24 protein-coding genes and 4 pseudogenes are annotated in these 24614 nt (G+C 41.5%); 12 read left to right on the top strand and 16 right to left on the bottom strand.

The features are described 5' to 3' along the window. Positions 1-95 precede the first annotated feature (95 nt). The 3 genes from sodC (at position 96) to AC4CU3_RS10650 (ending at position 3429) form a co-directional block, all read left to right on the top strand. The gene (sodC, locus tag AC4CU3_RS10660; RefSeq protein WP_005401320.1) at positions 96-647 is read left to right on the top strand and encodes a superoxide dismutase family protein; all 552 of its coding nucleotides are present in this window, start codon (positions 96-98) and stop codon (positions 645-647) included. Positions 648-864: 217 nt separating this feature from the next. Further along, positions 865-3015: a YccS family putative transporter gene (gene yccS, locus AC4CU3_RS10655; protein WP_005401321.1), complete on the top strand. Its 2151-nt coding sequence runs from the start codon at positions 865-867 to the stop codon at positions 3013-3015. 114 nt (positions 3016-3129) lie between these two features. Continuing rightward, positions 3130-3429 carry a DUF3817 domain-containing protein gene (locus AC4CU3_RS10650; protein WP_004977999.1) on the top strand — a complete coding sequence of 100 codons (300 nt, stop codon included), beginning with the start codon at positions 3130-3132 and terminating at the stop codon, positions 3427-3429. 117 nt (positions 3430-3546) lie between these two features. On the opposite strand, the gene craA is transcribed toward AC4CU3_RS10650, so the two are convergent. From craA to AC4CU3_RS10625, 5 genes and pseudogenes are all read right to left on the bottom strand, one after another. Then, positions 3547-4776, bottom strand: coding sequence for a chloramphenicol efflux MFS transporter CraA (gene craA / locus AC4CU3_RS10645; RefSeq protein WP_010327630.1), 1230 nt, complete (start codon positions 4774-4776; stop codon positions 3547-3549). A gap of 248 nt (positions 4777-5024) precedes the next feature. After that, positions 5025-5387, bottom strand: coding sequence for a pirin-like C-terminal cupin domain-containing protein (locus AC4CU3_RS10640; protein WP_005401324.1), 363 nt, complete (start codon positions 5385-5387; stop codon positions 5025-5027). Positions 5388-5486: 99 nt separating this feature from the next. Continuing rightward, positions 5487-5690, bottom strand: a pseudogene (locus AC4CU3_RS10635) (hypothetical protein); the annotation flags it as partial. 94 nt (positions 5691-5784) lie between these two features. Further along, positions 5785-6156 carry a hypothetical protein gene (locus tag AC4CU3_RS10630; RefSeq protein WP_004978014.1) on the bottom strand — a complete coding sequence of 124 codons (372 nt, stop codon included), beginning with the start codon at positions 6154-6156 and terminating at the stop codon, positions 5785-5787. Between the two features lie 142 nt (positions 6157-6298). Further along, entirely contained in the window at positions 6299-7708 is a 1410-nt protein-coding gene (locus AC4CU3_RS10625; protein WP_004978025.1) for an FAD-binding oxidoreductase, read from the bottom strand. Between the two features lie 364 nt (positions 7709-8072). On the opposite strand from AC4CU3_RS10625, the gene serA reads away from it, so the two are divergent. Further along, positions 8073-9305 (top strand): phosphoglycerate dehydrogenase, encoded by a 1233-nt coding sequence (serA, locus tag AC4CU3_RS10620; RefSeq protein WP_004691438.1) that lies wholly within the window; start codon positions 8073-8075, stop codon positions 9303-9305. Between the two features lie 97 nt (positions 9306-9402). Here serA and AC4CU3_RS10615 read toward each other — a convergent pair whose 3' ends face one another. Further along, a complete protein-coding gene (locus AC4CU3_RS10615; protein WP_004693132.1) occupies positions 9403-10104 on the bottom strand; it encodes an IS1 family transposase in 702 nt (233 codons plus the stop codon). A 135-nt stretch (positions 10105-10239) separates the two neighbouring features. On the opposite strand from AC4CU3_RS10615, the gene AC4CU3_RS10610 reads away from it, so the two are divergent. After that, positions 10240-11115 carry an EamA family transporter gene (locus AC4CU3_RS10610; RefSeq protein WP_279045197.1) on the top strand — a complete coding sequence of 292 codons (876 nt, stop codon included), beginning with the start codon at positions 10240-10242 and terminating at the stop codon, positions 11113-11115. A gap of 178 nt (positions 11116-11293) precedes the next feature. After that, positions 11294-12166, top strand: a complete 873-nt coding sequence (locus tag AC4CU3_RS10605; RefSeq protein ID WP_005401327.1) for an EamA family transporter — start codon at positions 11294-11296, stop codon at positions 12164-12166. A gap of 41 nt (positions 12167-12207) precedes the next feature. On the opposite strand, the gene AC4CU3_RS10600 is transcribed toward AC4CU3_RS10605, so the two are convergent. The 3 genes from AC4CU3_RS10600 to truB form a co-directional block, all read right to left on the bottom strand. Continuing rightward, positions 12208-12666 (bottom strand): hemerythrin domain-containing protein, encoded by a 459-nt coding sequence (locus tag AC4CU3_RS10600; protein ID WP_176538362.1) that lies wholly within the window; start codon positions 12664-12666, stop codon positions 12208-12210. A gap of 158 nt (positions 12667-12824) precedes the next feature. Further along, a complete protein-coding gene (locus tag AC4CU3_RS10595; protein ID WP_005401328.1) occupies positions 12825-13592 on the bottom strand; it encodes a sulfite exporter TauE/SafE family protein in 768 nt (255 codons plus the stop codon). 34 nt (positions 13593-13626) lie between these two features. Continuing rightward, positions 13627-14532, bottom strand: a complete 906-nt coding sequence (gene truB / locus AC4CU3_RS10590; protein WP_005401329.1) for a tRNA pseudouridine(55) synthase TruB — start codon at positions 14530-14532, stop codon at positions 13627-13629. A 154-nt stretch (positions 14533-14686) separates the two neighbouring features. Here truB and AC4CU3_RS10585 point away from each other — a divergent pair, with 154 nt between their 5' ends. The 3 genes from AC4CU3_RS10585 to AC4CU3_RS10575 all read left to right on the top strand — a co-directional run bounded on the left by AC4CU3_RS10585 (position 14687) and on the right by AC4CU3_RS10575 (position 17121). Then, a complete protein-coding gene (locus AC4CU3_RS10585; RefSeq protein ID WP_005401330.1) occupies positions 14687-15718 on the top strand; it encodes a lipase secretion chaperone in 1032 nt (343 codons plus the stop codon). A 66-nt stretch (positions 15719-15784) separates the two neighbouring features. Beyond that, positions 15785-16738 carry an esterase/lipase family protein gene (locus AC4CU3_RS10580; protein ID WP_490738196.1) on the top strand — a complete coding sequence of 318 codons (954 nt, stop codon included), beginning with the start codon at positions 15785-15787 and terminating at the stop codon, positions 16736-16738. A 173-nt stretch (positions 16739-16911) separates the two neighbouring features. Beyond that, entirely contained in the window at positions 16912-17121 is a 210-nt protein-coding gene (locus AC4CU3_RS10575; RefSeq protein ID WP_005401332.1) for a hypothetical protein, read from the top strand. On the opposite strand, the pseudogene AC4CU3_RS10570 reads toward AC4CU3_RS10575, so the two are convergent. After that, a pseudogene (locus AC4CU3_RS10570) lies at positions 17118-17591 on the bottom strand (IS630 family transposase); the annotation flags it as partial. The gene AC4CU3_RS10575 and the pseudogene AC4CU3_RS10570 overlap by 4 nt on opposite strands. Positions 17592-17608: 17 nt before the next feature. Continuing rightward, positions 17609-17956, bottom strand: coding sequence for an IS630 transposase-related protein (locus AC4CU3_RS10565; protein ID WP_039890557.1), 348 nt, complete (start codon positions 17954-17956; stop codon positions 17609-17611). A gap of 35 nt (positions 17957-17991) precedes the next feature. Between AC4CU3_RS10565 and AC4CU3_RS10560 the strand changes: the two are divergent. After that, a pseudogene (locus AC4CU3_RS10560) lies at positions 17992-18771 on the top strand (esterase/lipase family protein); the annotation flags it as partial. Between the two features lie 58 nt (positions 18772-18829). Here AC4CU3_RS10560 and rplS read toward each other — a convergent pair. The 4 genes from rplS to rpsP form a co-directional block, all read right to left on the bottom strand. Further along, positions 18830-19204, bottom strand: coding sequence for a 50S ribosomal protein L19 (gene rplS, locus AC4CU3_RS10555; RefSeq protein ID WP_004691454.1), 375 nt, complete (start codon positions 19202-19204; stop codon positions 18830-18832). Between the two features lie 140 nt (positions 19205-19344). Further along, positions 19345-20085 (bottom strand): tRNA (guanosine(37)-N1)-methyltransferase TrmD, encoded by a 741-nt coding sequence (trmD, locus tag AC4CU3_RS10550; RefSeq protein ID WP_005401335.1) that lies wholly within the window; start codon positions 20083-20085, stop codon positions 19345-19347. A gap of 26 nt (positions 20086-20111) precedes the next feature. Beyond that, a complete protein-coding gene (rimM, locus tag AC4CU3_RS10545; protein WP_005401336.1) occupies positions 20112-20660 on the bottom strand; it encodes a ribosome maturation factor RimM in 549 nt (182 codons plus the stop codon). 28 nt (positions 20661-20688) lie between these two features. Further along, on the bottom strand, positions 20689-20946 hold the full coding sequence (gene rpsP / locus AC4CU3_RS10540) for a 30S ribosomal protein S16 (RefSeq protein WP_004718284.1): 258 nt from the start codon (positions 20944-20946) through the stop codon (positions 20689-20691). A 440-nt stretch (positions 20947-21386) separates the two neighbouring features. On the opposite strand from rpsP, the gene AC4CU3_RS10535 reads away from it, so the two are divergent. Together AC4CU3_RS10535 and AC4CU3_RS10530 are read left to right on the top strand one after the other, a co-directional pair. Further along, on the top strand, positions 21387-22268 hold the full coding sequence (locus AC4CU3_RS10535; protein WP_019767920.1) for an IS982 family transposase: 882 nt from the start codon (positions 21387-21389) through the stop codon (positions 22266-22268). Between the two features lie 121 nt (positions 22269-22389). Next, positions 22390-23323: pseudogene (locus tag AC4CU3_RS10530) on the top strand (IS5-like element ISAjo1 family transposase). A 214-nt stretch (positions 23324-23537) separates the two neighbouring features. Here AC4CU3_RS10530 and ispH read toward each other — a convergent pair. Then, positions 23538-24488, bottom strand: coding sequence for a 4-hydroxy-3-methylbut-2-enyl diphosphate reductase (gene ispH / locus AC4CU3_RS10525; RefSeq protein WP_004978047.1), 951 nt, complete (start codon positions 24486-24488; stop codon positions 23538-23540). Positions 24489-24614: the final 126 nt, after the last annotated feature.

Genomic DNA, 24614 nt, shown 5'->3' with positions numbered 1-24614 from the left:
TTATGTCAGATACAAAAACGCTGTACGGACAACATTGAACCGAAGCCCTGCCTTTGTTTGAATGGTTCTGAATTTTAAGGAAAAAAGGATCCAACATGTTGTCTTCTGCTTTCAAACTAAGCGCACTTGTGACTTTAATCGGTTTAGGGACTGTGGCATGCACCACTACTCCCACTGAAACCAATACGATGGTTAAAGATGTCGATGTACACGCCGTTTCAACTGCAGGTGTGGGACAAAAAATTGGCACCATTCGTTTTATTGATAGCCCTGTTGGTTTGGCGATTCAAACCAATTTGACTCAACTTCCACCCGGCCCACACGGTTTTCATATCCATGAAAAAGGTTCGTGTGATGTAGCTGAAAAAGAAGGAAAACCTGTGGCTGCTTTAGCCGCTGGGGGACACTTTAACCCAGAAAAAGCGCCAAACCACGGCACACCACTCAATGGCCATATGGGTGATTTACCAATCTTGAATGTCGACTCAGCAGGTAATGCAAAAGTCAATTTACTCGCTCCTCGCTTAAGTTTAGCCGACGTTGAAGGCTTAGCCGTAATGGTACATGCAGGTGGTGATAACTATTCAGATACCCCTAAACCACTTGGCGGTGGCGGTGACCGTATCGCCTGTGGCGTGATTAAGTAACTCTATCGCCCCGTGCACTGTGAATAAAGTAGTGTTCTGACCTCGTATCTGTGGATAAGTTTCGACTTATACACACAATGCAGCGGAGTCATGTTCCGCTGCATTTTTATTGTCATAGGTGAATTTCTGATGTGATGGACCACAGCATTAAATTGACAGTGCCCTGAAAAAAGTTCAGGCTAAAACTAAAATAAAACTAAGCCTAGACTATTACATCGTGAACAATCTTCGTCAGTGGTTTCAGTCCTTTCAGTCCAATGCAATTTTTATGTATTGCTTGCAAATTTTGATTGTGCTGAGTGGTACAACCTTAGGTTTATATTTCTTAGGACTGCAACAGCTCATCGTTCCGACCACATTAGGTGCAATTGCAACAGCCCTGACCGACTTCGACGATCGGCTCAGTATTCGTCTCAGAAACCTTGCCTATGTCTGTGTCTTGTTCTTTAGCGTCAGTAGCATCTTAGATTTTTTGCATCCTTATAAATTCTTCTTCATCTTATATTTATCACTGTCTAGTGCTTGTTTTATTTTACTGGGGGCACTGGGGCAACGCTATGCAGCGATGAGCTTTGGCACCATTCTACTTTCCCTATACAGCATGTTTGGCCTAGGTGAATATTCGGTTTGGTACTTTCAACCCAGTTGTTTTGTCTTGGGAGCATTGTGGTATGGCTGTACCGCCATTGTGTTTTATATTCTTAAACCCACCTTGGCCGTTCAGGACAACTTAGCCCGCTGTTTTAATCAAGTCGCCGATTTGCTCAACGCAAAAGCACGTCTATTCGACCCAGACAATCGAGACAATGTAGAAGCGCTGCTCTATGATTTATCCTTACAAAACAGTACTGTGGTACAAAGTTTTAACCACACCAAAAGCTCACTACTGACGCGACTAAAAGCATCTCGCGCCAACCAAAATATAATTTATTGGCTCAACCTCTATTTTCTCGTTCAAGACATTCATGAACAAGCCAGCTCTAATTATTTGCACTATGAGCAGTTACATCAAAACTTTAGCCGAACTGATCTCATTTTTCGTATTCAAAAAAATATTCGACTGCAAGCCCTTGCCTGTCAGGCTTTGGCACGGTGTATTTTGAACAATCAAACCTATGTATCAGATCCAACGACCACTCAGGCGTTGCTGAATTTACACAGTTCCATGCAGGACTGGATTCGAGATCATCCACACAATATTGAAGTCAAAAATCTACAACTGATTTTAAATAATTTGGACAGTGTGCATGAACGTTTTCAGCACCTCAACGAACTACAATCGCGCCAAGAACAGCGTTATCAACAGCATATTGATAACCTCAATTTATATGATGATGATATCCATGATTGGCATGATCTGTGGCTCAAACTCAGTCAACATCTCACCCCCCAATCCGCACTGTTTCGCCATGCGGTGCGTATCGCCTTTGTCTTTACTGTAGGTTATGGCATCTCACTGCTACCCTTTGCGCAACATGGCTATTGGATTTTGCTCACCAGTTTATTTGTTTGCCAAATGCGTTATTTCGCCACCAAAAGCCGCTTAAAAATGCGAACCTTGGGCACTATTTTGGGCGTTGTCTTAGGGGTTCCACTGCTGTATTTCGTCCCAAGTATTGAAGGACAACTGCTACTAACCATTATTTTTGGCGTGTGCTTTTTCTATCTCAGTTCCAAGAAATATGCCATGGCGACCCTTATGGCAACACTCATGGTGCTGCTGATTTTTAATTTAAAAGGTGCAGGTTATGCCATTATTTTACCGCGAATTATAGACACCCTCATTGGTTGTGCCATTGCTTGGTTCGCAGTGAGTTTTATTTGGCCGGATTGGGACTTCCGCAATATTTCCAACACCATTAAAAAAGCATCCGATGCAACCCTCAACTATTTCAATGCCATCTGTGAGCAATATCAACACGGTAAAAATAATAGTCTGGCTTACCGCAGTGCGCGTCGTACTGCGCATAATGCCCAAACCGAACTGGCGAACATGATCTCCAGTCTCAGTACCGAGCCCAATCCCAACCCAGAACTGGTACATCATGCTTTTCGCTACTTGGTATATAGCCACAGTCAACTCAGTTATATTTCTGCTTTGGGAAGTCACCGAGATTTGGTGCAGGATACGCAAGTGTTGGAACTGATGCTGTGGTGTCAAAATACGCTGAATCATGTACTGCTCCATCAGCAGGCATTAGCTGAACTCGACATCCAGCAAAAACTGGCAGAGATTAAAAGCCTAAATGCGCAAGAAACAATGAGTCCGAATTTACACTTGGTCCTCAAACAAATCAGTCTACTACTGGAAACTCTGCCCGAATTGCTGAAGTTAAAAACTGAACTGCTGGCCCGAGACATTAAATAAAACGGACGATACAACGAAGATCTTTAAAAGCGTCATGATGTACGGGTGTATTGTGGTTCATTTTTATCTGGTTCTTGCGTACACTCGAGCTTCATTCTCATAGATTTTTTGACCATGAACATTCAGACATTACGTGTTGTAGGATTTTTAGAAGGGATTTCTTTTTTACTGTTGTTATTCGTTGCGATGCCAATGAAATACATCTTTGATAACCCGATCCTAGTCAAATACGTGGGTATGGGGCATGGCGTATTATTTATCTTGTTTCTCATCGTGCTGTTTGTGGTCTGTGAAAAACAAAAATGGTCTTTGAAGATGTTTATTTTAGGTTTGATCGCTTCAATCTTACCTTTTGGGCCTTTTGTGTTTGATGCCAAAATTAAAAAATTGGAACCAGAGCAAGCTGAAGCCTAAGTTTAAAAAAACTGGCTTTAAAAAGGATTTTTTAAAGCAGTAATAAAAAAGCGCCCATTCAAATGAATGCGCGCTTTTTTTATAATGTGAACTTAGCTGAATTCAGCGAATAAAATCTTAGTAAACACCACTCTCAAGACGTTTTTGCATCACTTTTTTCACGGTCGCACGTGGAAAGCTAAACCACAACGCAATTAAACTGAGGCAGACCAAACTGTAGGCCCAAAGACCAAATGCCACATAAGCCATACGCACCAGTTCAATCACGAAGAAAAACGTAAACATCATCAGTACCGAAACGGCTGCGGCAACCGTCCCTTTGGACACCTCCGATGACATCAACGCAAAGCGATATAACACCGAAAAACTGATACCTTCGCCAAAGCTCACCAAAGTCATCCCCACAATCAGTAACGGCAAGAAATAGCTTTGGAAAATGGTGCCGAGCACCACCAACAGCGTACCGACGAACATTAAAGGCAAACCGAGTAACACAGTTTTACCGAGTGCCATTTTGTCGATGACTTTAATCAATACAATGTTGCCCAGAATGAGACCGCCCAAGACGGGGAACTGTGCCAAGCCATATTGCATACTGCTCAAGCCAAGTTCTTCTACCAAGATCACAGGCGACAGCGCAATCCACAGCATCAAAGGCATCGCGACCATCGGTAGGCCAAAGGTGAGCGCCAAAAAGGTCTTATTTTTATAGACCGTTTTATAGTCATCCCAAATATAGCGCAGCGGCTTTTTAGAATGACGCTGTTGTGTCGCAGGCATTTTGGCTTTTAAACCAAACCAACTTAAAAAAGCCAAAAAGGCGATGCCAATAAAGCCCCAATGCCATGACACATGGTCAATCATAAACGCGCCCACTACAGGGCCAAGCAGCGGTGCCAGCAGAGAAATATTGGCCATGAGTGCCATGACTTTAATGGCATCACGCTCTTCAAAACTTTCCTGTACTGCGGCATAACCCACAGCAGAAATCATCGATAGTCCCACGCCTTGTAAAAAGCGGAGCGCCAAAAAAGACTCAATATTTTGAGTGAGTAAAATCGCGAGGCAAGTCAGCACAAAAAATGCCACACCTGCAAGCAACACTTTTTTACGGCCTAAACGGTCTGAGAGTGGTCCAAGCAGCCACGCGACACAAGCACCGCCCAGTAAGTAAAAGGACATAGAGGATGGTGCCCACGCACTGCTTACTCCAAAGTCTTGGGTAATCGCGAGCATAGCAGGCTGGACTAAATCGTTACCGATATAGACCGAAAATTCGAATAAAACCAATGTCAAAGGAAACATCAATGTGGCACGGCTTAACTTTAAAGTTTGTACGTTTTGCATTGTTATCTACATATAAAATGCGTACAAGCCTGAGCAAAGTCAGTTAGAGGGAGAGACGACTAAGCCCAATGGCAAGCACTGTAAAATTGAATAAAAAATGTATGGGTGCGAGAAATGCACACTGGTTTTACGCTGTATTCACAAAGCGTTTTTAGAAAAGGTGTTATTAAAATAGACTGAGCGGTGACACTGACAAAGCTCAGTTAAGCTATTTTAGCAGTGTTGCATCTGTTTGTATTGTTACTTTTTTAAGTTTCATCTGTCGCATTTGGTTTTGTATTAGGCGCAATAAAATGCCCTTGTTTTAAGTCCTCATACGCCTGTAAAACTTCGTTGAAGGTGTTCATGACAAAATAACCGCGTCCATAAATCGGTTCATTTAAAGGCTGCCCACTGAGTAATAAAAAAGCGCTGTCTTGTACCGCTTGTATTTCGAGATGCTCACCATGATTAGACATGACTGCCATCTGCTGTGCTTCTATCATTTCTCCGCTATTGAGCTGAAGACGACCACTACGGATATACAGCAGTGTCGTCTCACCTTCCGATACAGGTAAAACTGTTTTCGTACCCGCTGTAAGCTGAACATCCAACACGGGGCTTTGTTGCACAAAGATTTCATAACTATATGATTTTAAAAGTTTTGATTATTTTTTGATCCAAAATTAAATTTATTTAAATCAGATGCTTACATATTTATGCAACAAAGCCTTTTCAGTCTTATAGATTACTTTTGTTTTATCAAAAAAATAGCTTTCTTTCTCATATAAAGCACCAAACAGATCATCAAAATTCATGTCACCTTTTAACACATCCCAATTTTCTATTGCTTCCATTGCGACCATAAAATGGTCGTACTTCGTCGGCAAATAGTGCGACAAATCAAAACCGTTCCCAACAATCAAAATATTCATTTTTATAAAACCCCAAAAAGCAAAAAAACGCATCAACCGATACGCTTTTTATGAGGCAAAATTGTCTAAAGTTCAACCATAAATCAAAGATTTATTATGAACACTTCGCTGTTTGGAAGTTCTTGGTATTTTTACCGCGCGCACATTGGTAAGAGGTTTTCGTCGCAGTTTTTTCCCAGTCGCCATCGACCAACTTAAAGTTATACACGGTACGCACCGACTTTACCGAATCATCTAACAACCCTGTTTCAGTCACTTTGACTTCTGCCGCGGTCGGTGACTCCACTGTATTAAAGTATTGACGGATTTCAACCGTAGCCAACTCATTACGCAAATCTGGACGCTCTTTAAGTACCTGAGCCAACGGCGTATCTGACGAACCGACTTTATTCACTAACTCTTTGGTCGTCGCACAACCTGACAAAAGTCCCACACATACGGCTGAAGCTAAAATAAGACGCAACATAAATCCCACCCAAAATTTATTATTTATCAATCTATCATGCCTTTTTTAAGCCTATTACACTATTTAGTAAATGTAATTCAGTCCCTTCAACCATAAAAAAAAGCGCATCACGATGGATGCGCTTTTAAAACTCAATTCAAACTTAAAGGTCGAATAATTTACCAGGGTTCATAATGCCATTTGGATCGAAAACTTGCTTCAATGCCTTCATATATTCAATTTCTTCTGCTGAACGGGTGTAGTCAAGGTATGGCTTTTTGGTCATACCAACACCGTGCTCCGCAGAAATTGAGCCGTCGTATTTTTTCACAGTTTCGAAGACATATTTATTCACCACCTGACATTTGGCAAAGAACTCATCTTTGCTTAAGTCAGCAGGTTTTAAAATATTTAAGTGTAAATTACCGTCACCAATATGACCGAACCAGCAGATTTCAAAGTCTGGGTAGTTACTTGCCACAATCGCATCAATTTCTTTAATAAATGCAGGAACGTGGGTAATCAAAACTGAAATGTCGTTTTTGTATGGTGTAAATGGAGCAATCGACTCAGAAATGTCTTCACGTAAACGCCATAAGCTTTCCACTTGATCGAGGCTTTGGCTCAACACGCCATCCAGTACCCAACCTTGTTCCATGCAGTGCTCAAAAATTTCCATCGCCTTGTCCATAATTGGCTCAAATGGCGCTTCAAATTCTAACAATACATAGAATGGACATTCGGTTTCGAATGGACGTTGTACATGACCATGTGCCAACACTTTTTGCATTGCCAGTTCACCAAAGAACTCAAATGCAGTCAGGTCAATTTTTGCTTGGAAAGCATGAAGTACAGGCATTACAGCATCAAAGTCAGGCACGCCCAATACCATTACTTGAAGGTCTTGCGGTTGGCGTTCCAATTTGATTTCAGCTTCAGTCACTAAGCCTAGTGTCCCTTCACCACCAATGAATAAATGTTGTAGTGCATAACCGGTTGCGTTTTTGATCATGCCTTTGTTCAAACGCAGCACATCACCCTTACCCGTGACTACAGTTAAACCGAGTACCCAGTTACGCGTCATGCCATATTTAATGACTTTAATACCGCCTGCATTGGTGCCAATGTTTCCACCAATTTGACTCGAGCCCGCAGAAGCAAAATCGACTGGGTAATACATGCCTTGCTCTTCAGCATAGTTTTGCAGCTGTTCAGTCACCACACCTGCTTGGACGCGAACCATACGGTCTGCTGGGAAGAATTCCAAGATTTGGTTCATCTTGTCCATGCTTACCACAATTTCACCATTGGCAGCGACTGCACCGGCAGATAAGCCAGTACGACCACCTGATGGTGTAATGGCAACATTGAACTCATTTGCAAGTTTCACAACCGCTTGCACTTGTTCCGTGCTCGATGGAAAAACGATGACTGACGGGTTTGGATCAAAATGTTTGGTATGATCGCGTCCCCAATTTTCAAGGCTATCCGCATCGGTTTTAATGCGGTTTTCACCTACAATTGCTGTCAATTGGGTCAATAACTCTGGGGTTAAAGCGACTGGAGCATTCATCGTTTTCAGACCTTGCAAGAAGTAAACAAGTTGTTTGTGGCGCTAGGGTTCTCTGCATGAAAAGCGCTTCATTTCAGTCTTTCCATGCCCTAAGGCTCAGGCAGTTCGTGAGGATTTAAGCAGCAGTGTGCAACTGGCTTATTTTCACGGAGTCATATTATAAGGCATTTTTTCTGTTTCCCGCAGAAAAAGCTGTTTTATTCAGGATACCTTTGAAATGATTAGTTTAATTAGACCAAAAAGACTTTTTTACGCACTATAGAGGCTAAAAATACCCAGCAGAGTCCGCATAAAGGAAATGTATATCGGGCGCGGTACGTGCTATTATATCGCCACTAAATTTGGCCTTTGTAGCGGAGCCGTAATGAGCCAACATCTTTCACTTCCTAAAGATAAAATTCGTTTCTTGTTGTTAGAAGGCGTTCACCAAAACGCAATCGACACACTAAATGCTGCCGGATACACCAACATCGATTATCGTAAAACAGCGCTTGAAGGTGAAGCGTTGAAAGAAGCGATTAAAGATGCACATTTCATTGGTATTCGTTCCCGTACACAACTCACTGAAGAAGTGTTTGAAGCAGCGAATAAATTAATCGCTGTTGGTTGTTTCTGTATTGGTACCAACCAAGTGAACTTAAATGCTGCGATGGTTCGTGGTATTCCAGTATTTAACGCACCATACTCAAATACACGTTCAGTGGCTGAACTTGTACTTGCTGAAGCTATTCTTCTTCTTCGCCGTGTCCCTGAAAAATCGACAGATACACATGCAGGCGGTTGGAACAAGTCAGCTGTTGGTTCGTTCGAAACTCGTGGTAAAACTTTAGGGATTGTCGGTTACGGTTCAATCGGTTCACAACTTTCTGTCCTTGCTGAAAGCTTAGGTATGAAAGTGATCTACTTCGACACAGTAACGAAACTACCATTAGGTAATGCACGTCAAGTCGGTAGCTTAAACGAACTTTTAGCCAATGCTGATGTCGTTTCTTTGCATGTACCTGATGTTCCTTCTACACGTAACTTCATGACCAAAGAAAAATTTGCACAAATGAAAGAAGGTGCAATCTTCATCAATGCTGCACGTGGTACATGTGTCGTGATTGAAGACTTAGCAGATGCCTTGAAATCAGGTCATGTTGCTGGTGCTGCGGTTGACGTGTTCCCGAAAGAACCAAAAGCCAATGGTGAAGAGTTCATTTCTCCACTACGTAATATTCCAAACGTGATCTTAACCCCTCACGTGGGTGGTTCGACTATGGAAGCTCAAGCGAACATTGGTTTAGAAGTGGCTGAGAAATTCGTTTCTTATTCAGATAAAGGCATGACTTTATCTGCGGTGAACTTCCCAGAAATCGCGTTACCATTGACCGAAGGCAAACACCGTTTACTTCACATCCACAAAAACGTGCCAGGCGTGTTGTCAAAAATCAACAACTTGTTTGCTGAACACGGCATCAACATTTCTGGTCAGTCTCTCATGACCAAAGGTGATGTTGGTTACTTGGTGATGGATGTAGACGCAACAGCATCTCAAGAAGCTTTAGATACTCTACAAGACGTTGAAGGCACAATCCGCGTTCGCGTATTGTTCTAATTCGACTCTATTTAAAAACCACAGCTGCCAAGCTGTGGTTTTTTTATTTTTGAATACTTGTTAAAATTTTGGTGGTGTTTTAAAAAGTATGCTGACATTAAATGAAGCCATTATTGATGTAAAAGAAGGTTAAGTCGAAGGCTTTAAAATGGTTTTCAAGCTTTTTGGAGAAATTACAACTTCTTCTAAAACCACGCCTTATTCGATGCCTTATTTTGCAATTATTACCTTCAATTCCTACAGTAAAAAACTTACCAATACTTTGCTTGCAGTTTTTAAAAGCAGTGATGAAACTGTCCCAATGATCACTTGCAATTCGGGTGTAGTGAATACCTAATTGTTTAAGCTTTGTCTTCAACCTTTGGACTGTAGCTAAATCTCTCTTACCCCAAACATAAGCAACAATCTCACCTGTTTCTCGATGGTAAGCGTAAATAAGCCATTGTTTATTATTTTTATTTCCAACAAAAGTCCAGAATTCATCTACTTCGAGAGATTCATAATGACTTTGTTTAGGCTGAATTTGATAGGCCGATTCAGTTAAAGTCCGTAAGACTTTACCGATACTAATGCGCTCAACTTCAGCGATATCTCGTATACCGCTGCCTCTGACCATTAACTGTAATATTTTACGAGTAATGCCAGAATTACATCCTAGATAGCTCAGAGCATGGTCACCAATAAACTGACGTTTGCAGTCTTTGCATTGGTAGTTCTGTTTCCCATCTACTTTGATGCCATTTTTCTTTATATTGTCACTGAGGCAGGTTGGACATTTGATTTCTAGAGTTATTTGCATTTCTCTATTTTATCAAAATTCAACCTGCTTTTTTTTAGCATACTTTTTGATACACCACCAAAATTTTATGTGCGACCCAAGCACATTCTCCGCTACTTTTTCCAAGTATTCACTTCCCTATCTAGTATTCCAATAATGCCAAATCTAAAAAGTACTCCCCACCTCCAAGCGACCTTTTTATTGCTGATTGCAATGCTTAGCTTGCAAAGTAGTGGTTCACTGGCCAAAGTTTTGTTTGATCAATTTCCCATTTTAACTGTTTCCGCCATGCGCTTGCTGTTGGGATCAATCATCTTGGCCGTGCTGTTTAAAATTTGGCAGGTTGATTTTAAGCAAGTCAAATATAAAGCCATTCTCAGCTATGGTTTTGCTTTAGCAGGTATGAACCTATTGTTTTATTTATCCATTGCTCGCCTGCCACTCGGCATTGCAGTGTCGTTTGAGTTTATTGGCCCGCTCAGTGTTGCGCTGTTTTATGCCAAACAACGCTTTGACTTTGTTTGGGTCGGGCTGTCTATTTTAGGCTTGGTTTTACTTTTTCCTTTCGACCAAGCAGCTCAACCTTTAGATCCTCTTGGGATCGCATTTGCCCTAGGTGCAGGTGCATGTTGGGCCTTGTATATCGTGGCGGGGCAGCGCCCATCGGGTGTTTCGGGCAACCATACCGTGTGCTTGGGCATGTTTGTCGGCATGCTGATATTAATGCCGCTTGCCCTATTCAGTGGTTTACCCACAAATGTGTTTGAACCCTCAAACCTGATTTATTTCGTGGCTTTAGCAGTTTTAGCCAGCGCTTTGCCTTTTAGCTTGGAAATGATTGCGCTACGCAATTTAACCGCTCTAAGTTTTGGAACGCTCATGAGCCTTGAGCCTGCCATTGCAGCACTATCTGGTTTTGTCTTTCTAGGCGAGCAACTATTGTGGTCACAGTGGCTTGCACTTAGCGTGATTATCATGGCATCTATTGGTTGTACCTATACAGCTCAGAAAAACCGCCAAGCTACAGTTTAAACGATGTAATCCAGAGTTTGAATTTAGCTTTTAAATCCAACGGCTCTATCGATTACTTTTAAATTCATGTCGTTGCATTTCAAAAAATCAGCTTATTCAGCATCCAACTTGGGTTGTGAATCGTTATACTAATCCACCTTCTTAAAATAACAGGTCGCCATGACCTGATGTGTGCATGATGCCTAATTCTCAACTGATGGCAGTGATGTTCATGGTCTTGTCCATGCTGTCCTATCAAATCAGTGCTTCTTTTGCCAAGCAGTTGATTGCCATCCTTGACCCGCTAACCGTGGTGACCCTTAGACTGTGCTTTGCGGCAATTTTAATTGTGCTGATGTTCCGCTCATGGAGCATCATGAAACGCCTACCGCATTTAAAGTGGAAAGATTTACTCAGCTACACGGCAGCCTTATGCCTCATGAATATTTTATTCTACGCTTCGCTGGGTAAACTGCCGCAAGGTATTGCCGTCGGTTTAGAGTTTTTAGGTCCTTTAACTTTAGCGCTACTCTCGATTAAACAACGTCGTGATTATATCTGGGTCGGATTAGCGATTTTAGGCATTGCACTGATGGTGCCGTGGCATCAAGCGAATGCAACCAACTTCTCTTTCTTAGGTGCTGCATTTGCGGTTTCAGCGGGTGCGTGCTGGGCGCTGTATATTTATTTTGGGCAAAAAGTCGTCCGTCAAAATATCGGCATGCATGCCCTCAGTATTGCTATTGTGATCTCAGCCTTGGTGCTACTGCCCATTAGCGCCACGCATAACCCTACAGCGCTAATGCAAACGGAATACTGGCCCAAAGCCTTATTGATTGCACTACTCGCCACAACCATTCCCTATGCTCTAGACCTCATGGCGTTGAAACGTTTAAGTAAACTCAGCTATGGGACGCTTTCAAGTTTGTCACCGGCTTTAGCAGCCTTGGCAGGTTGGTTACTACTGAAAGAACAAATTAGCATGTGGCAAACGTTGGCGCTGGTTTGCATTATGATTGCCTCTGTTGGGGTTACCTTTAGAGCCAAACAGCAAAGTGATGACGCGATTTAATCACAAAAGATGGCACTCGCCATCTTTTGTTTAAAATGGACTTAAACCAAACTGTCTTTTTCAATTTTTTTGTACTTTTTGTATTCCTGCTGATACTGCTTGGCGAGCGCAGTCTTTTGAGCATCGAGTAAAATTTTTCCGGCTTGCTGAAAAAAACCATGCTCCTCTTCTTGTAAGTGATGATGTACAGTATCCGATAATTTTTTTGCAATTGCCAACCAGCCCGGATTGGAGAACTCCGTCTCGGTCAATTGTTCCAATAACTCATCCATTTTATGGTGTTCTGCCAAAGCATGGCGGGTAATGTTAAGACCCGAATCAGTCATCATTAAAGGGATATAAAAATAACGGTCTTCTGCCACAGCATGGGCAAATAATTCATTTTTAAGGCGTTCAAATAGCTCACGGCGCTCAGGCGTATCCCCTGAAGTTTGGAGTAGTCGTTCAGCCAAATTTCGTTGTATAACGTGACTTTCTCTTAAGGCTTCAAATATATTCATTCTATGCTCCAGTTCAGTTCAACTTAAAACATCATTTTTTATTGAAAAGCTTCTTGGCACAGCATTGAGTGCGCTGTATTGATCTTAAATGCAATAAACGAGAAATGAGGTCACAGACTGCGCGTTTTTTGTAATGAAGTTTTAAAGGTATCGCACCATTACATCAAAAACATTTGATAGCTCAATCTGAGAATTAAAATAGTTACCAAAATAAGAAATAAAATACGAATAAAGCCGCTGCCATATTTCAGCGCCATTTTTACCCCACAAATAGACCCGATCATATTTGCGACGGCCATCGTGCCTCCTACAGCAAAGAGCACATGCCCCGAGGGAATGAAAAAGCTTAGCGCCGCAAGATTGGTCATCACATTGCCAATTTTAGCCAATGCCGCCGCATGCAAAAAATCAACGCGTAAATAGCGAATAAAATAGAAAATAAAGAAACTGCCCGTGCCTGGGCCAAACAAACCATCATAAAAGCCAATGGCTAAACTTCCGAGACCCGCCAACAACAAAATTTTAGGCGTCACAGTTTGCGCCATATGCACTTGCCCAAATTGCTTCTTCATGAGGGTATAGACCGCCATCACAATCAACATGAGCAAGACAAAGGGTTGGAGAACCTCTTTTGGAATCATAGCGACACTAGCCGCGCCCCCAAATGAACTGATGGTGGCACATACTGCGACCACAGCCAAAAGTTTCCATTCAAAGCGAACTTTACGGGCAAAGGAAACGGCTGAAGTGGCTGTACCCACCACTGCCGCTAATTTGTTGGTGCCAAATAAAGTGGCAGGCGCCATCGACGGAAAGGCATTCATCAAAGCGGGAATTTGGATCAGCCCACCACCGCCAACGGCAGCGTCAATTGCGCCTGCACAAAAGGCAAAAAAGATCAGACTGATAATAATGTCAATGTCCACGCCTTATCCTTTTTTACCGAGTGATATATTTCGATTATAGATTTAAAACCCGCTTTGGAACCAATCTTTTCTTATCCGTAACTTCAGCTAAGCCTAAGCATTTTTCCCCATCGAAAACCAAGACCTGTGCTTCGGCCGTATGCTCAGTATTACTTTCCATACCGCGACTAAAGTATTCACTGCGTCCTTCTGGAACTTGTACTTTAGGAAAATGATCTACAGGTGCATATACAGGTAACAACAGTGCTTCGCGCTCTTGTTCAGACAAACTTTCCAAATACTCAATGGTATAACTTGGAATCAGATCAAAATGACCTGTTTTAATACGGTGTAAATAAGTTAAATGACCATAAGTACCCAATGCCTTCGCAATATCTTCGCCTAAAACACGAATATATGTGCCTTTCGAGCAGGTAATATCAAGGGTGACGCTGTCTGCTGTGAATGAAAGCAACTCAATCGCAGAGATGGTAACCGGACGGGCTTCACGCTCAATTTCAATCCCTTTACGGGCTAGCTCATATAAAGGACGACCATCTTTCTTCAAAGCGGAATACATTGGTGGAACTTGCTTAATATCACCCATAAACTGAGCCAAAACGGCTTCAATCAAATCTTCGGTTAACTCAGGTACAGCCTGCTTTAACAGTTGCTCACCTTCTACATCACCTGTGGTGGTACTGTGACCCAGCTGAATGGTGGTTTGGTAGCGCTTCACCGAGTCCAACAAAAAGTGTGAAAACTTGGTCGCTTCGCCCAAACAAATCGGCAGCAGTCCCGATGCCAATGGATCAAGCGCTCCCGTATGCCCCGCCTTTTGCGCACGGTATAACCAACGTACTTTTTGCAATGCCGCATTTGAACTAATCCCCAATGGCTTATTCAATAAAAATACACCATTCACGGCACGGCGCTGGATTTTTGAAGCAGATGATTTCATAACATAGACACGTCTTAAAGCTGCCGCAATACTATCAACCGCTTGTCTAGTTTTACAACTTTTCTGTTGTTTATTTGCTCTTTTGTTTCAGAATAAACTGAGTTCATTCATATGAACCAAATAAAAAATACAATAGGGATGTTAGGCATAGGATATGCAAAAAAAGAAATTATGGCTCATTTTCGCCGTGATCATCGTTGTCATTCTTGGTTTTCTCATTTGGCTCGCACCCAATGCAACTGTTGGCTCAAACCAAGGGCCGATTCGCTCTAGTGCTCAAAATACGACAGGCTTATTACCCGCAGCGTCAGACTTGCCACATGCATCGGGGCTGCCTTTTGTCAGCAACAGCCAACAGGACACTGAAGTCAACTGCCAACTGGTGCTCGACCAAAATAATCGCTTAGTTGTTAATGAACAAACACGTAACTGTTTTGAATATTTCATTACCCAATATGGTGAAAAAAATATTGACCAGATCAAGCAAGATTTTAAAGCCTATATCCAGCAAGGTTATCAAGAACCTGCGCTTAAGCAGATTTTAGATCTTTGGACTCGCTATATAGATTATCGTGTGCAATTGGGTAGCCTGAAGGAGCCAAGCCTAAATAAAGAAGACCCTGAGTACTATCGTAAAATTTTTACTTTGATGAAAAACCTACGTAGCCAGTTCTTTTCCGACTATGAAATCGAAGGCCTCTTTGGCGCTGAAAATACCTACCATGAATATACCTTAGACCGCATGAGCATCATGGCAGATCAGTCCTTAACTGAAGTACAAAAAGCGCAGAAACTGAAAGAGTTGTTTGCTCAACTGCCTGAAGATTGGAAAGAAAACCTAGAACAACTCTCCAAACTCGAAGATCTGCGTAAACTGACCTCAGATATTAAAGCGCGCGGCGGCTCTGCCGAAGAAATTCGCCAAATGCGCCAGAATCTTGTCGGTGCCGAAGCGACCGTACGCTTAGAAAAACTCGACAAAGATCGAAACAATTGGAAATCTCGGGTCAATACCTACTTAGAACAACGCGACAGCATTCTCAACAGCAACATGAGTCAAGACGCGCAGCAGCAAGCCATTCAAAAACTACGTGATCAACAGTTTAATAATTCACAAGAACAACTTCGACTAGGAGCCTTTGAAACCACGCATGACACGGGAGGAAAACTTCCGTTCGCAGATTAAAGCTATACCGTGTTTGACTTTTTCAGGATGAAAAAAATGTTTATAACGAAAAGAATGATACAAACAATGTCACTCGTAGGTCTGGTTACCAGCCTTGGACTCAGCGCAACCACAGCCACAGCTGGATTGCAGACGGTGACTGCAAGCGTAAAAAGTAATTATGCTCAAACTAAATATCCATTGCTATTTACTCATGGCATGTTTGGGTTCAGCCGAGTGGGCGTTGCCGAACTTGGACTAGATTACTGGTATCAAATTTTACCCGACTTGGCTCGAAATGGTGCGACCACCTTTGCAGCACAAATTTCCCCTTTAGAATCAACTGAAGTACGAGGTGAACAGTTACTACAACAAGTTGAAGAGGTCATCGCCCTAACCAATAAACCTAAAGTCAATTTGATTGGGCATAGCCATGGTGGACCAACCATCCGCTATGTAGAAGCAGTTAAACCGCAATATGTGGCCTCACTGACAGGTGTGGGGGCAACGTTTAGAGGTTCAAAAGTCGCGGATAAACTTCTCGCCAATCAAGGTGGAACGCAACTACTCAGTCTAGCGGTGGATTATATTATTGGTCCTATGCTTGCTTATGGGCAAAGTAGCCCTGCCTTAAAAAGCAATTTAACAGCATCACTCACCTCAATTAGTGAGCAAGGTTCCAGTGTTTTTAATCAGAAATATCCAACAACAGCACTGGCTTCGGACTGTAACAAGAGCGGTGCAACATCCAGCAATGGCGTGTATTACTATTCGTGGACTGGTACGTCTCAAGTCACGAACATTCTCGATGTCGCAGATAGTGCGATCTCACTGTTGGGGCCTTTGGCCTATGGACATTTAGACAATGATGGTTTAGTGGCACGCTGTAGTACACACTTCGGTAAAGTCATCCGTGATAACTATGACTGGAACCATTTAGATGAGGTCAACCAAGTTATGGGACTACGTGGACTATTTAGCGCAGACCCTGTTGATGTCTATCGCCAACATGCCAATCGCTTAAAAATGCAAGGACTCTAGTTCTATTTTTCCCTTCGAATCTTTAACGTTTCGGAGGGATGCCTCCTAGAATTATCCAGTTACAAACTGTATTTAATTTAATCGGATTTCTCTACGCTCCTCCTCCCTCACCTTTATACTCATTTTTGACAACTTAAATTGTCGTCATAAAAACTAAAAAACGAGGATGATCAATGAAATATGGATTATTGATAGCTGGACTGCTGTCGACCTGCGCACTTGCTGTTACACAAACGCAAGCAGCTGCTTCACAAATTAAATCAAACTACGTTGCCTCTAATTATGCAAAGACCAAATACCCTTTGGTTTTTGCACATGGTATGGGTGGCTGGATTCGAGCAGGAACCGATGAACTTGGTGTGGATTATAGTCAAACCGCTTAATTACCCATACACTCGTTAAAGAAACGACTAAAAAGCTTATCTATTGAGTTAACCAACCATTTTTTCCTTTTTGCTTTCACCCATGCCCACATTTTTTCAATAGGATTAAGGTCAGGACTATAAGGTGGTAACCAAAGTATTTGATGCCCATGTTGGCTTAATAGATCTTGTATATCTGGTCGTTTATGGAAGGCTGCATTGTCCATGACAATTACACTATTCGAGGGTAGTTCTGGTAATAAAAACTGATCTACCCAAAAATAAAATACATCCGAATTTACTTTGCTATCAAATAAACCCACTGCAAATAACTTACCCTCATGGATTGCTCCTATTGCATTGGTTTGATTTTTTAATTGCCAATTATATGTTCCATAACAAGGAGTTCCCTGTTTTGAATAACCATGAGGTCTATGTTCATGAGATTTAAATCCACTTTCATCAAGATAGATGATCGGGTGTTGATACCTTAATCGGTTTAAATCTTTTAAATACTGCTCTCTGAGTTCTGTTTTTGCTTTCGGGTGCCGTAAGGTCTTTTTTTAACTGTAATATTTAGACGCTTGAGCGCATCTCCAATTGTAGAAGTAGCACAACCAAAACGAGCAGCGCGTTCATATTGATAATCATCAGGATATTGCTCAACATCTGCACGTAAGGCATCATCATCAACTTTAGATGGTTTTCTTGGTCGAGTTCTTTTTATTTCGATTCGCTTTTTCCATTCGACAATTGTATTTTTATTAATTTCGAAGTGCTGAGCAACCGCTCGGATAGATTGACCTTCTTCAAGCTTGGCTAATATTTTTTTTCTAAAATGTATTGGATAACTCATATCAGTATTGTATTGGTTTTTTGACGTGTTGACTATATTGGTATCAAATCTTGCCAGATTTAGCCCGTAACGGTGCAAACGCATGGGCAACACGCGTTTCTCCATTCAACACATCTGAAGTTCGTGGTGAACAACTGCTGCAACAAGTTGGTGAAATCTTAGCGATTACAGGAGCACCCAAAGTCAATTTGCTTGGGCATAGTCACGGCGGGCATAGTATTGCTTATGTCTCAAATGTTATGCCCAATAAAATCGCGTCTGCAACAGCCATTTCTAGTCCTTTAAAAGGCTCTCCTGTGGCGGATTTGATTATTTCCGCGCAAGGTACACCGCTAGAACAACCACTGGTGGGCTTAATCAACTTTGGGTCCAAGGCTATTGTTTGGGCACAACAGCAAAACCCAAACTCACTTCCACATGATGCACTCGGTGCGGGTAAAAGTTTAAGTCAAGCTGGGGCTAAAGCTTTTGCACAAAAATATCCACTGGGTATGCCAAAAACAAGCTGTGGTGAAGGTTTAGCGAAAGAAAATGGAATTTATTTTTACTCTTTCTCTGGCAACTCAACGTTGACGAACGTACTTGATCCAGACTCATTACTGGCGGCGACAGGCTTACTCATGCAAGCGCCCAATGATAACGATGGCTTAGTTTCACGTTGTAGTGCCAAGTATGGTAAGACCGTGCGCGATAACTATAATTGGAACCATTTAGATGTGATTAACCAGTTCTTTGGATTACGTTCTATTTTTGCTCCAGACCCTGTTGATGTTTACCGACAACACGCCAACCGATTGAAGCTTCAAGGACTCTAAAATTTAGGCATAAAAAATGCGCCATTGGGCGCATTTTTTACTCGTATAAAACTTAAAATTAAGCTTTAACTTTACGAGCTGGTAACTTTTCACGAATACGTGCAGCTTTACCAGACAATTCACGTAGGTAGTAAAGTTTAGCACGACGAACGTCACCACGACGTTTCACTTCGATTTTAGCAACGATTGGAGAGTGAGTTTGGAAAACACGCTCAACACCAACACCGCTAGAAATTTTACGTACTGTGAACGCAGAGTTCAAGCCACGGTTTTTCTTCGCGATTACAACACCTTCAAATGCCTGAAGACGCTCACGGTCACCCTCTTTTACTTTAACCTGAACGATAACTGTATCGCCTGGTGCAAAAGCTGGGATGTCTTGTTTAAGCTGTGCATTTTCAACAGCTTGTACTAAAGGATGCTTACCGCTCATGGGGTATCTCCAATATGTGCGGGTCAGAAGAGGTCTGATATCCGCTGGGTATAGAGGCTAAATCGCATAGACCCGATTATCTTTCTCTTTATGCTTGACCACTTCAATGCACAAAGAGCCTATTAAAAGAATACTCTGAATTAAGTATTCAAATCTGTTAGCCATTTCTTTTGCTGCTTCGTCAACTCTACATTGTCCACCAACTCAGGTCGGCGTTGTTGTGTTCGTTGATAACGCTGCAAAAACCGCCATTTCTCAATATTGGCATGATGTCCCGACTTTAAGACTTCAGGGACATCCAAACCTTCAAAATGGTCTGGCTTGGTATATTGTGGGCAGTCCAAAAGACCATCCACGAATGAGTCTTGCACATGAGACTGTTCATCAGACATTGCACCCGGAAGTCTCCGAATAATACTGTCTAATAAAACCATCGCAGGAAGTTCTCCACCCGATAAAACGTAATCCCCTATGGACCATTCCTGATCAACATATTTTTGGATCAAACGTTCATCGACCCCTTCATAACGACCACACAGCACAATCAATCCATCATAGTCGACAAATTGTTGTACTGCAGGCTCATTTAAGGTTTTTCCTTGCGGTGACATATACACCACAGGAACATGAACTGCACCTGCTTGCATGGCAAGCTCTTTGGCATGTTGAATTGCTTTTGCCAGAGGCTCAGCCATCATCACCATACCTGGACCACCACCAAATGGACGTTCATCCACTCGTTTGTAGTTGCCCTCAGCATAATCACGAGGATTAATACAAGTTACTTGTACTAAATCACTTTTTGCTGCACGCCCGCTAATACCGTAGGCTGTAATCGCTTCAAACATTTCAGGAAAAAGCGTAATGACTGCAAAAAACATCGCAGACCCCCGTATTTCCAAAATAATTAGTAATCTACGCCCCAATTAACGTAGATACGACCAGCTTCGAGATCAACGCGGTGCACCACATCTTTATGCCATGGAATCATACGTTCTTCAGTATCAATACTGTCTGGTGTTGCGTGAACCACCATCACATCATTGGCACCTGTCTCAAACATTTCATGGATTTTTCCGAGATTTACTTCTTGTTCTTCATCATCCAAACCTAACACTGTTAAGCCTTTCAAATCTGACCAGTAAAACTCATCCATTCCTGCTTTAGGAAGTTGCGCTTTTGAAATCCAAACATTTGCGCCAACTAGGTTATCTGCTGCAGTGCGATCAATGACGCCTTTGAGCGAAACAACTAAGCCTTTGCCATGCGGTTTCCAACGTTTTACATCTATTGTTTGCCAACCTGCTTTGGTTTCAATGTACCAAGGCAGATAGTCAAAGATGTTGCTCATCGGTTCTGTATTGGAATAGATCCAGAGCCACCCATTTAATCCATATGCTGAACGTAACTGTCCAATCTGAATACGATCTTCGGGAACATTCTGTGTTGGTGTCATGGGCTACCTACTACTTAATTAGCAAAAATTATGCAGTAGCTGCAGCTTTCTTAGCTTGAGCAGCTAAAGAAGCAACACGTTCAGATGGTTGAGCACCTTGAGCAACCCAGTGTGCAAAACGATCAGCATCTAAACGAAGTTTTTCTGCTTTACCTTGAGCTGTTGGGTTGAAGAAACCAATACGTTCGATGAAACGACCGTCACGTGCATTACGGCTATCAGTTACAATAACTTGATAGAACGGACGTTTTTTAGCACCACCGCGTGCAAGACGAATAACTACCATGATACAACCTTATAGTTTTTACGGATTATCCCTGCCCCGACCACCGGAACATTTCAAACCCCTTTCATAGAGGGCAATATTTTACGTTATCTTTACTGCGAAAGGAAGATCAAAATTTGTTTATCCACAATTTTGAATTTGGATTTTATCTGCCGTCCCAGTTGGAGGTGGCTGAAGGAGTACAGGCAGAACCGCTATTAATGTCTGTTCCTTTGTGATGTGTGCTGAAATAATAGGACACTTCCACTTGGGAGATTCTAGGCAGCCAACTTGTAAAAGTCCTCTGCCATTTAATTTGGTGTCTTAAAATCTAATCCTTTCTGAATTCTCTGCTGATTATAAAATAGCTCTATCTATACGCGAATCTCAACTTTTTAAGTCTTTGAAATAAAAAGGACATAACCCAATTTAATTTTCGACTAAGAAAAGCAAAGCAAGTTATGTCCATTTACGAATTTATCATTTCTGTATTTTTAATCATAGAGCAATTTTACTCAGCGATTGTCATTCAACCTTTAAGAAGTAGAGGATTTCCACCCGCTTTAAGTGATATTGAAATTCTTACTATACAAATTGTGGGAGAGTTTCTTGGCTTAGATTCTGATAAAAATATCTGGTTCTACTTTAAACACAATTGGTTTGAATGGTTTCCAAAATTAGGTTCCTATCCTAATTTTTGCAAACATTGTGCAAAATTATGGCATGTAAATCAACAGATTATGTCACAACTAAAATCTGTTTTCGGTTTAGATAATATTCATTTTATCGATGGCTTTCCTATACCTGTTTGTCGTTATGCTAGAGCAAAAAAACATAAAAACTTCAAAGAATCTGCAGGTTTTAGTTATTGTGCGGCTAAACAAGAAAAATATTATGGTTTCAAAGGACATATCGTTATTAACTTTTCAGGAATGATTACAGGCTATACTTTTGCTCCAGCTCATTGTGATGAACGTGATGTTGCACCAGAAATTACTCAAGATATTCAGGGATTACTTGGTGGTGATAAAGGATACTTAAGACCTGAATTAAAACACTATTTTAAGTACCAAGATATTGATTTACAAACACCTTATAGAAAGAACATGACTGATAGCAGGTCTAAGGAAGCTATGGCGAGGCTCATGAATGCTCGTAGAAAAATTGAGACTGTTATAGGTCAATTAACTGAACGATTTCACATTCAAAAAGTAAGAGCTAAAGATTTATGGCATTTAACGCATAGAATTACGCGTAAGATTCTTTCACATACCATTGCAGTAATTTTAAATACACGATTAGGAAATCCACCTTTACAACTGGAAAGCCTTATTCAAAGTTGAGATTGGCGTTATCTATGTATTTTGTAATATCTGCTTTAGCTTCTTCTCTAGTTTTATAGTTGCGATGGGCTTTGTTGCACAAAGCTATTCTTAAAGGCTTCTTCAGCAATATAATTTCCAAATGAAGAATCCTGCATCTAAAATTTATCGCACAACGAATTGGTCCTCTTATAACCAAGCTCTAATCAAGCGAGGAAATATTTCAACTTGGTTCGATCCTCAGACTAAATGGTATGCTCAGCCACAGGCTAAGCATGGAAGAAATCAAACTTATTCTGATACAGCAATTCAGTGCTGTTTGATGATCAAATCTATCTTTCGACTTTCTTTGCGTATGGTCACAGGCTTTGTGCAAAGCCTAATTCAACTCAGTGGGTTAAGTTGGACAGCACCAGATTATTCCACACTTTGCAGACGACAAAAGCAGATTGATATTGCGATCAGCTATCAAAAAAGTCATGAAGGATTACATCTATTGATAGACTCAACTGGCCTTAAGTTTTTAGGCGAAGGTGAATGGAAACGTAAGAAACATCAGCCTGAATATCGTCGGCAATGGCGTAAATTACATATTGGTATAGATGCTAGAACCTTGCAAATACGAGCTGTACAGCTGACAACAAATAATGTCAGTGATTCGCAAGTCCTTGGAGATTTACTTGATCAAATCCCATTGGATGAGCAGATTGATTCAGTCTATACAGACGGGGCTTATGACACCAAACAATGCCGTCAGGTCATTGCAGATCGGCAAGCGTATGCAGTGATTCCACCCAGAAAAAAATACAAAGCCTTGGAAAGATAACAAAGTTCATTCGCGAGAGCGAAATGAATTACTTCGAACAGTTAAACGTTTCGGCAGGACACTATGGAAAAAATGGTCAGGCTATCATCGGCGAAGTTTGGTCGAAACCAAGATGCATTGCATCAAATTATTGGGGGATAAACTCAGTACGAGAAACTTTCAAAGTCAAGTCAATGAAATGCATGCACGTGTGGCAGTATTAAATAAATTTACGGAGTTAGGTCGACCTCTCACCCAAGTTGTCACTTGAATTTGAGTAGAACAGGGTAAATTTAACTTTTAAATCTTTATGCAACAAAGCCATGTTGTACTAGGAAATTCTGATGTTGCTGGCAACTCTATCCCAGTCACAGTTAAATCCGTCACCCCATCCTCTATCAGTTATCAATAACTAAATGCCCCCTTTTTTTAAAGAAGGGGCATTTTCAACTACATATAAAAACTTATTAAATGAAATTAACACTTTAGGCTTGAGTTACTGCAATACGTAACTCTTTTGGCAAACTAAAGGTAATATTTTCTTCCGTTCCGGCCAGCTCTTGTGGTGGTGTTGCACCCCAGTCTTGTAATCGTTGAATCACTTGCTTAATTAAAATTTCAGGTGCAGATGCACCCGCTGTGACGCCAACTTTAGCAATATTTTCAAACCATGCCTGTTGAAGTTCATCTGCATTATCGACCAAATAAGCCGCTTTACCCATTCGCTCGGCCAATTCTCGTAAACGATTTGAATTCGATGAGTTTGGTGAACCGACCACCAACACCACATCACATTGGGTTGCTAAATCACGCACCGCATCTTGACGATTTTGAGTCGCATAACAAATGTCATCTTTACGCGGCCCTTGAATCTCAGGAAATTTCGCCCGTAAAGCATCAATCACTTTTGCAGTATCATCGATCGATAAAGTTGTTTGAGTCACAAAAGCCACTCGCTCAGGATGATGCACTTGAAGCTCAGCCACGTCTTGTTCATCTTCAACCAAATAAATCGCACCACCATTTTTCAGGTCATATTGCCCCATGGTACCTTCAACTTCAGGGTGGCCTTCATGACCAATTAAGATAGCCTCAACTCCCTCACGAGCATATTTAGTAACTTCAATATGAACCTTGGTCACCAATGGACAGGTTGCATCAAAAACTTTTAAACCACGACGCTCGGCTTCGATCTGTACCGCTTTAGAAACCCCATGCGCACTAAAAATTACAATATTGTCATCGGGTACTTCATCTAGCTCATCGACAAAAATTGCACCCCGTTGACGTAAATCGTCCACGACAAATTTATTGTGTACCACTTCATGTCTTACATAAATGGGGGGATTAAAACACTCAAGTGCACGATTTACGATGGCAATCGCACGGTCAACACCTGCACAAAAACCACGTGGATTGGCCAATACAATTTCCATATGTTCCTCGATACCACTTTTCAATCAGCGGAAACTAATAAAATAAATGCAAACAAAGTGACGCCTTGCTATTTCGTTTAAACCTTGTCTGCTCTAAAATAGAGAAGATATTTTATCATATCAGGA

It is taken from the genome of Acinetobacter sp. 802_lipA, from assembly GCF_058242885.1.
Note: the sequence above shows the minus strand (reverse complement) of the source record. Positions and strands in the feature narration are given on the sequence as shown.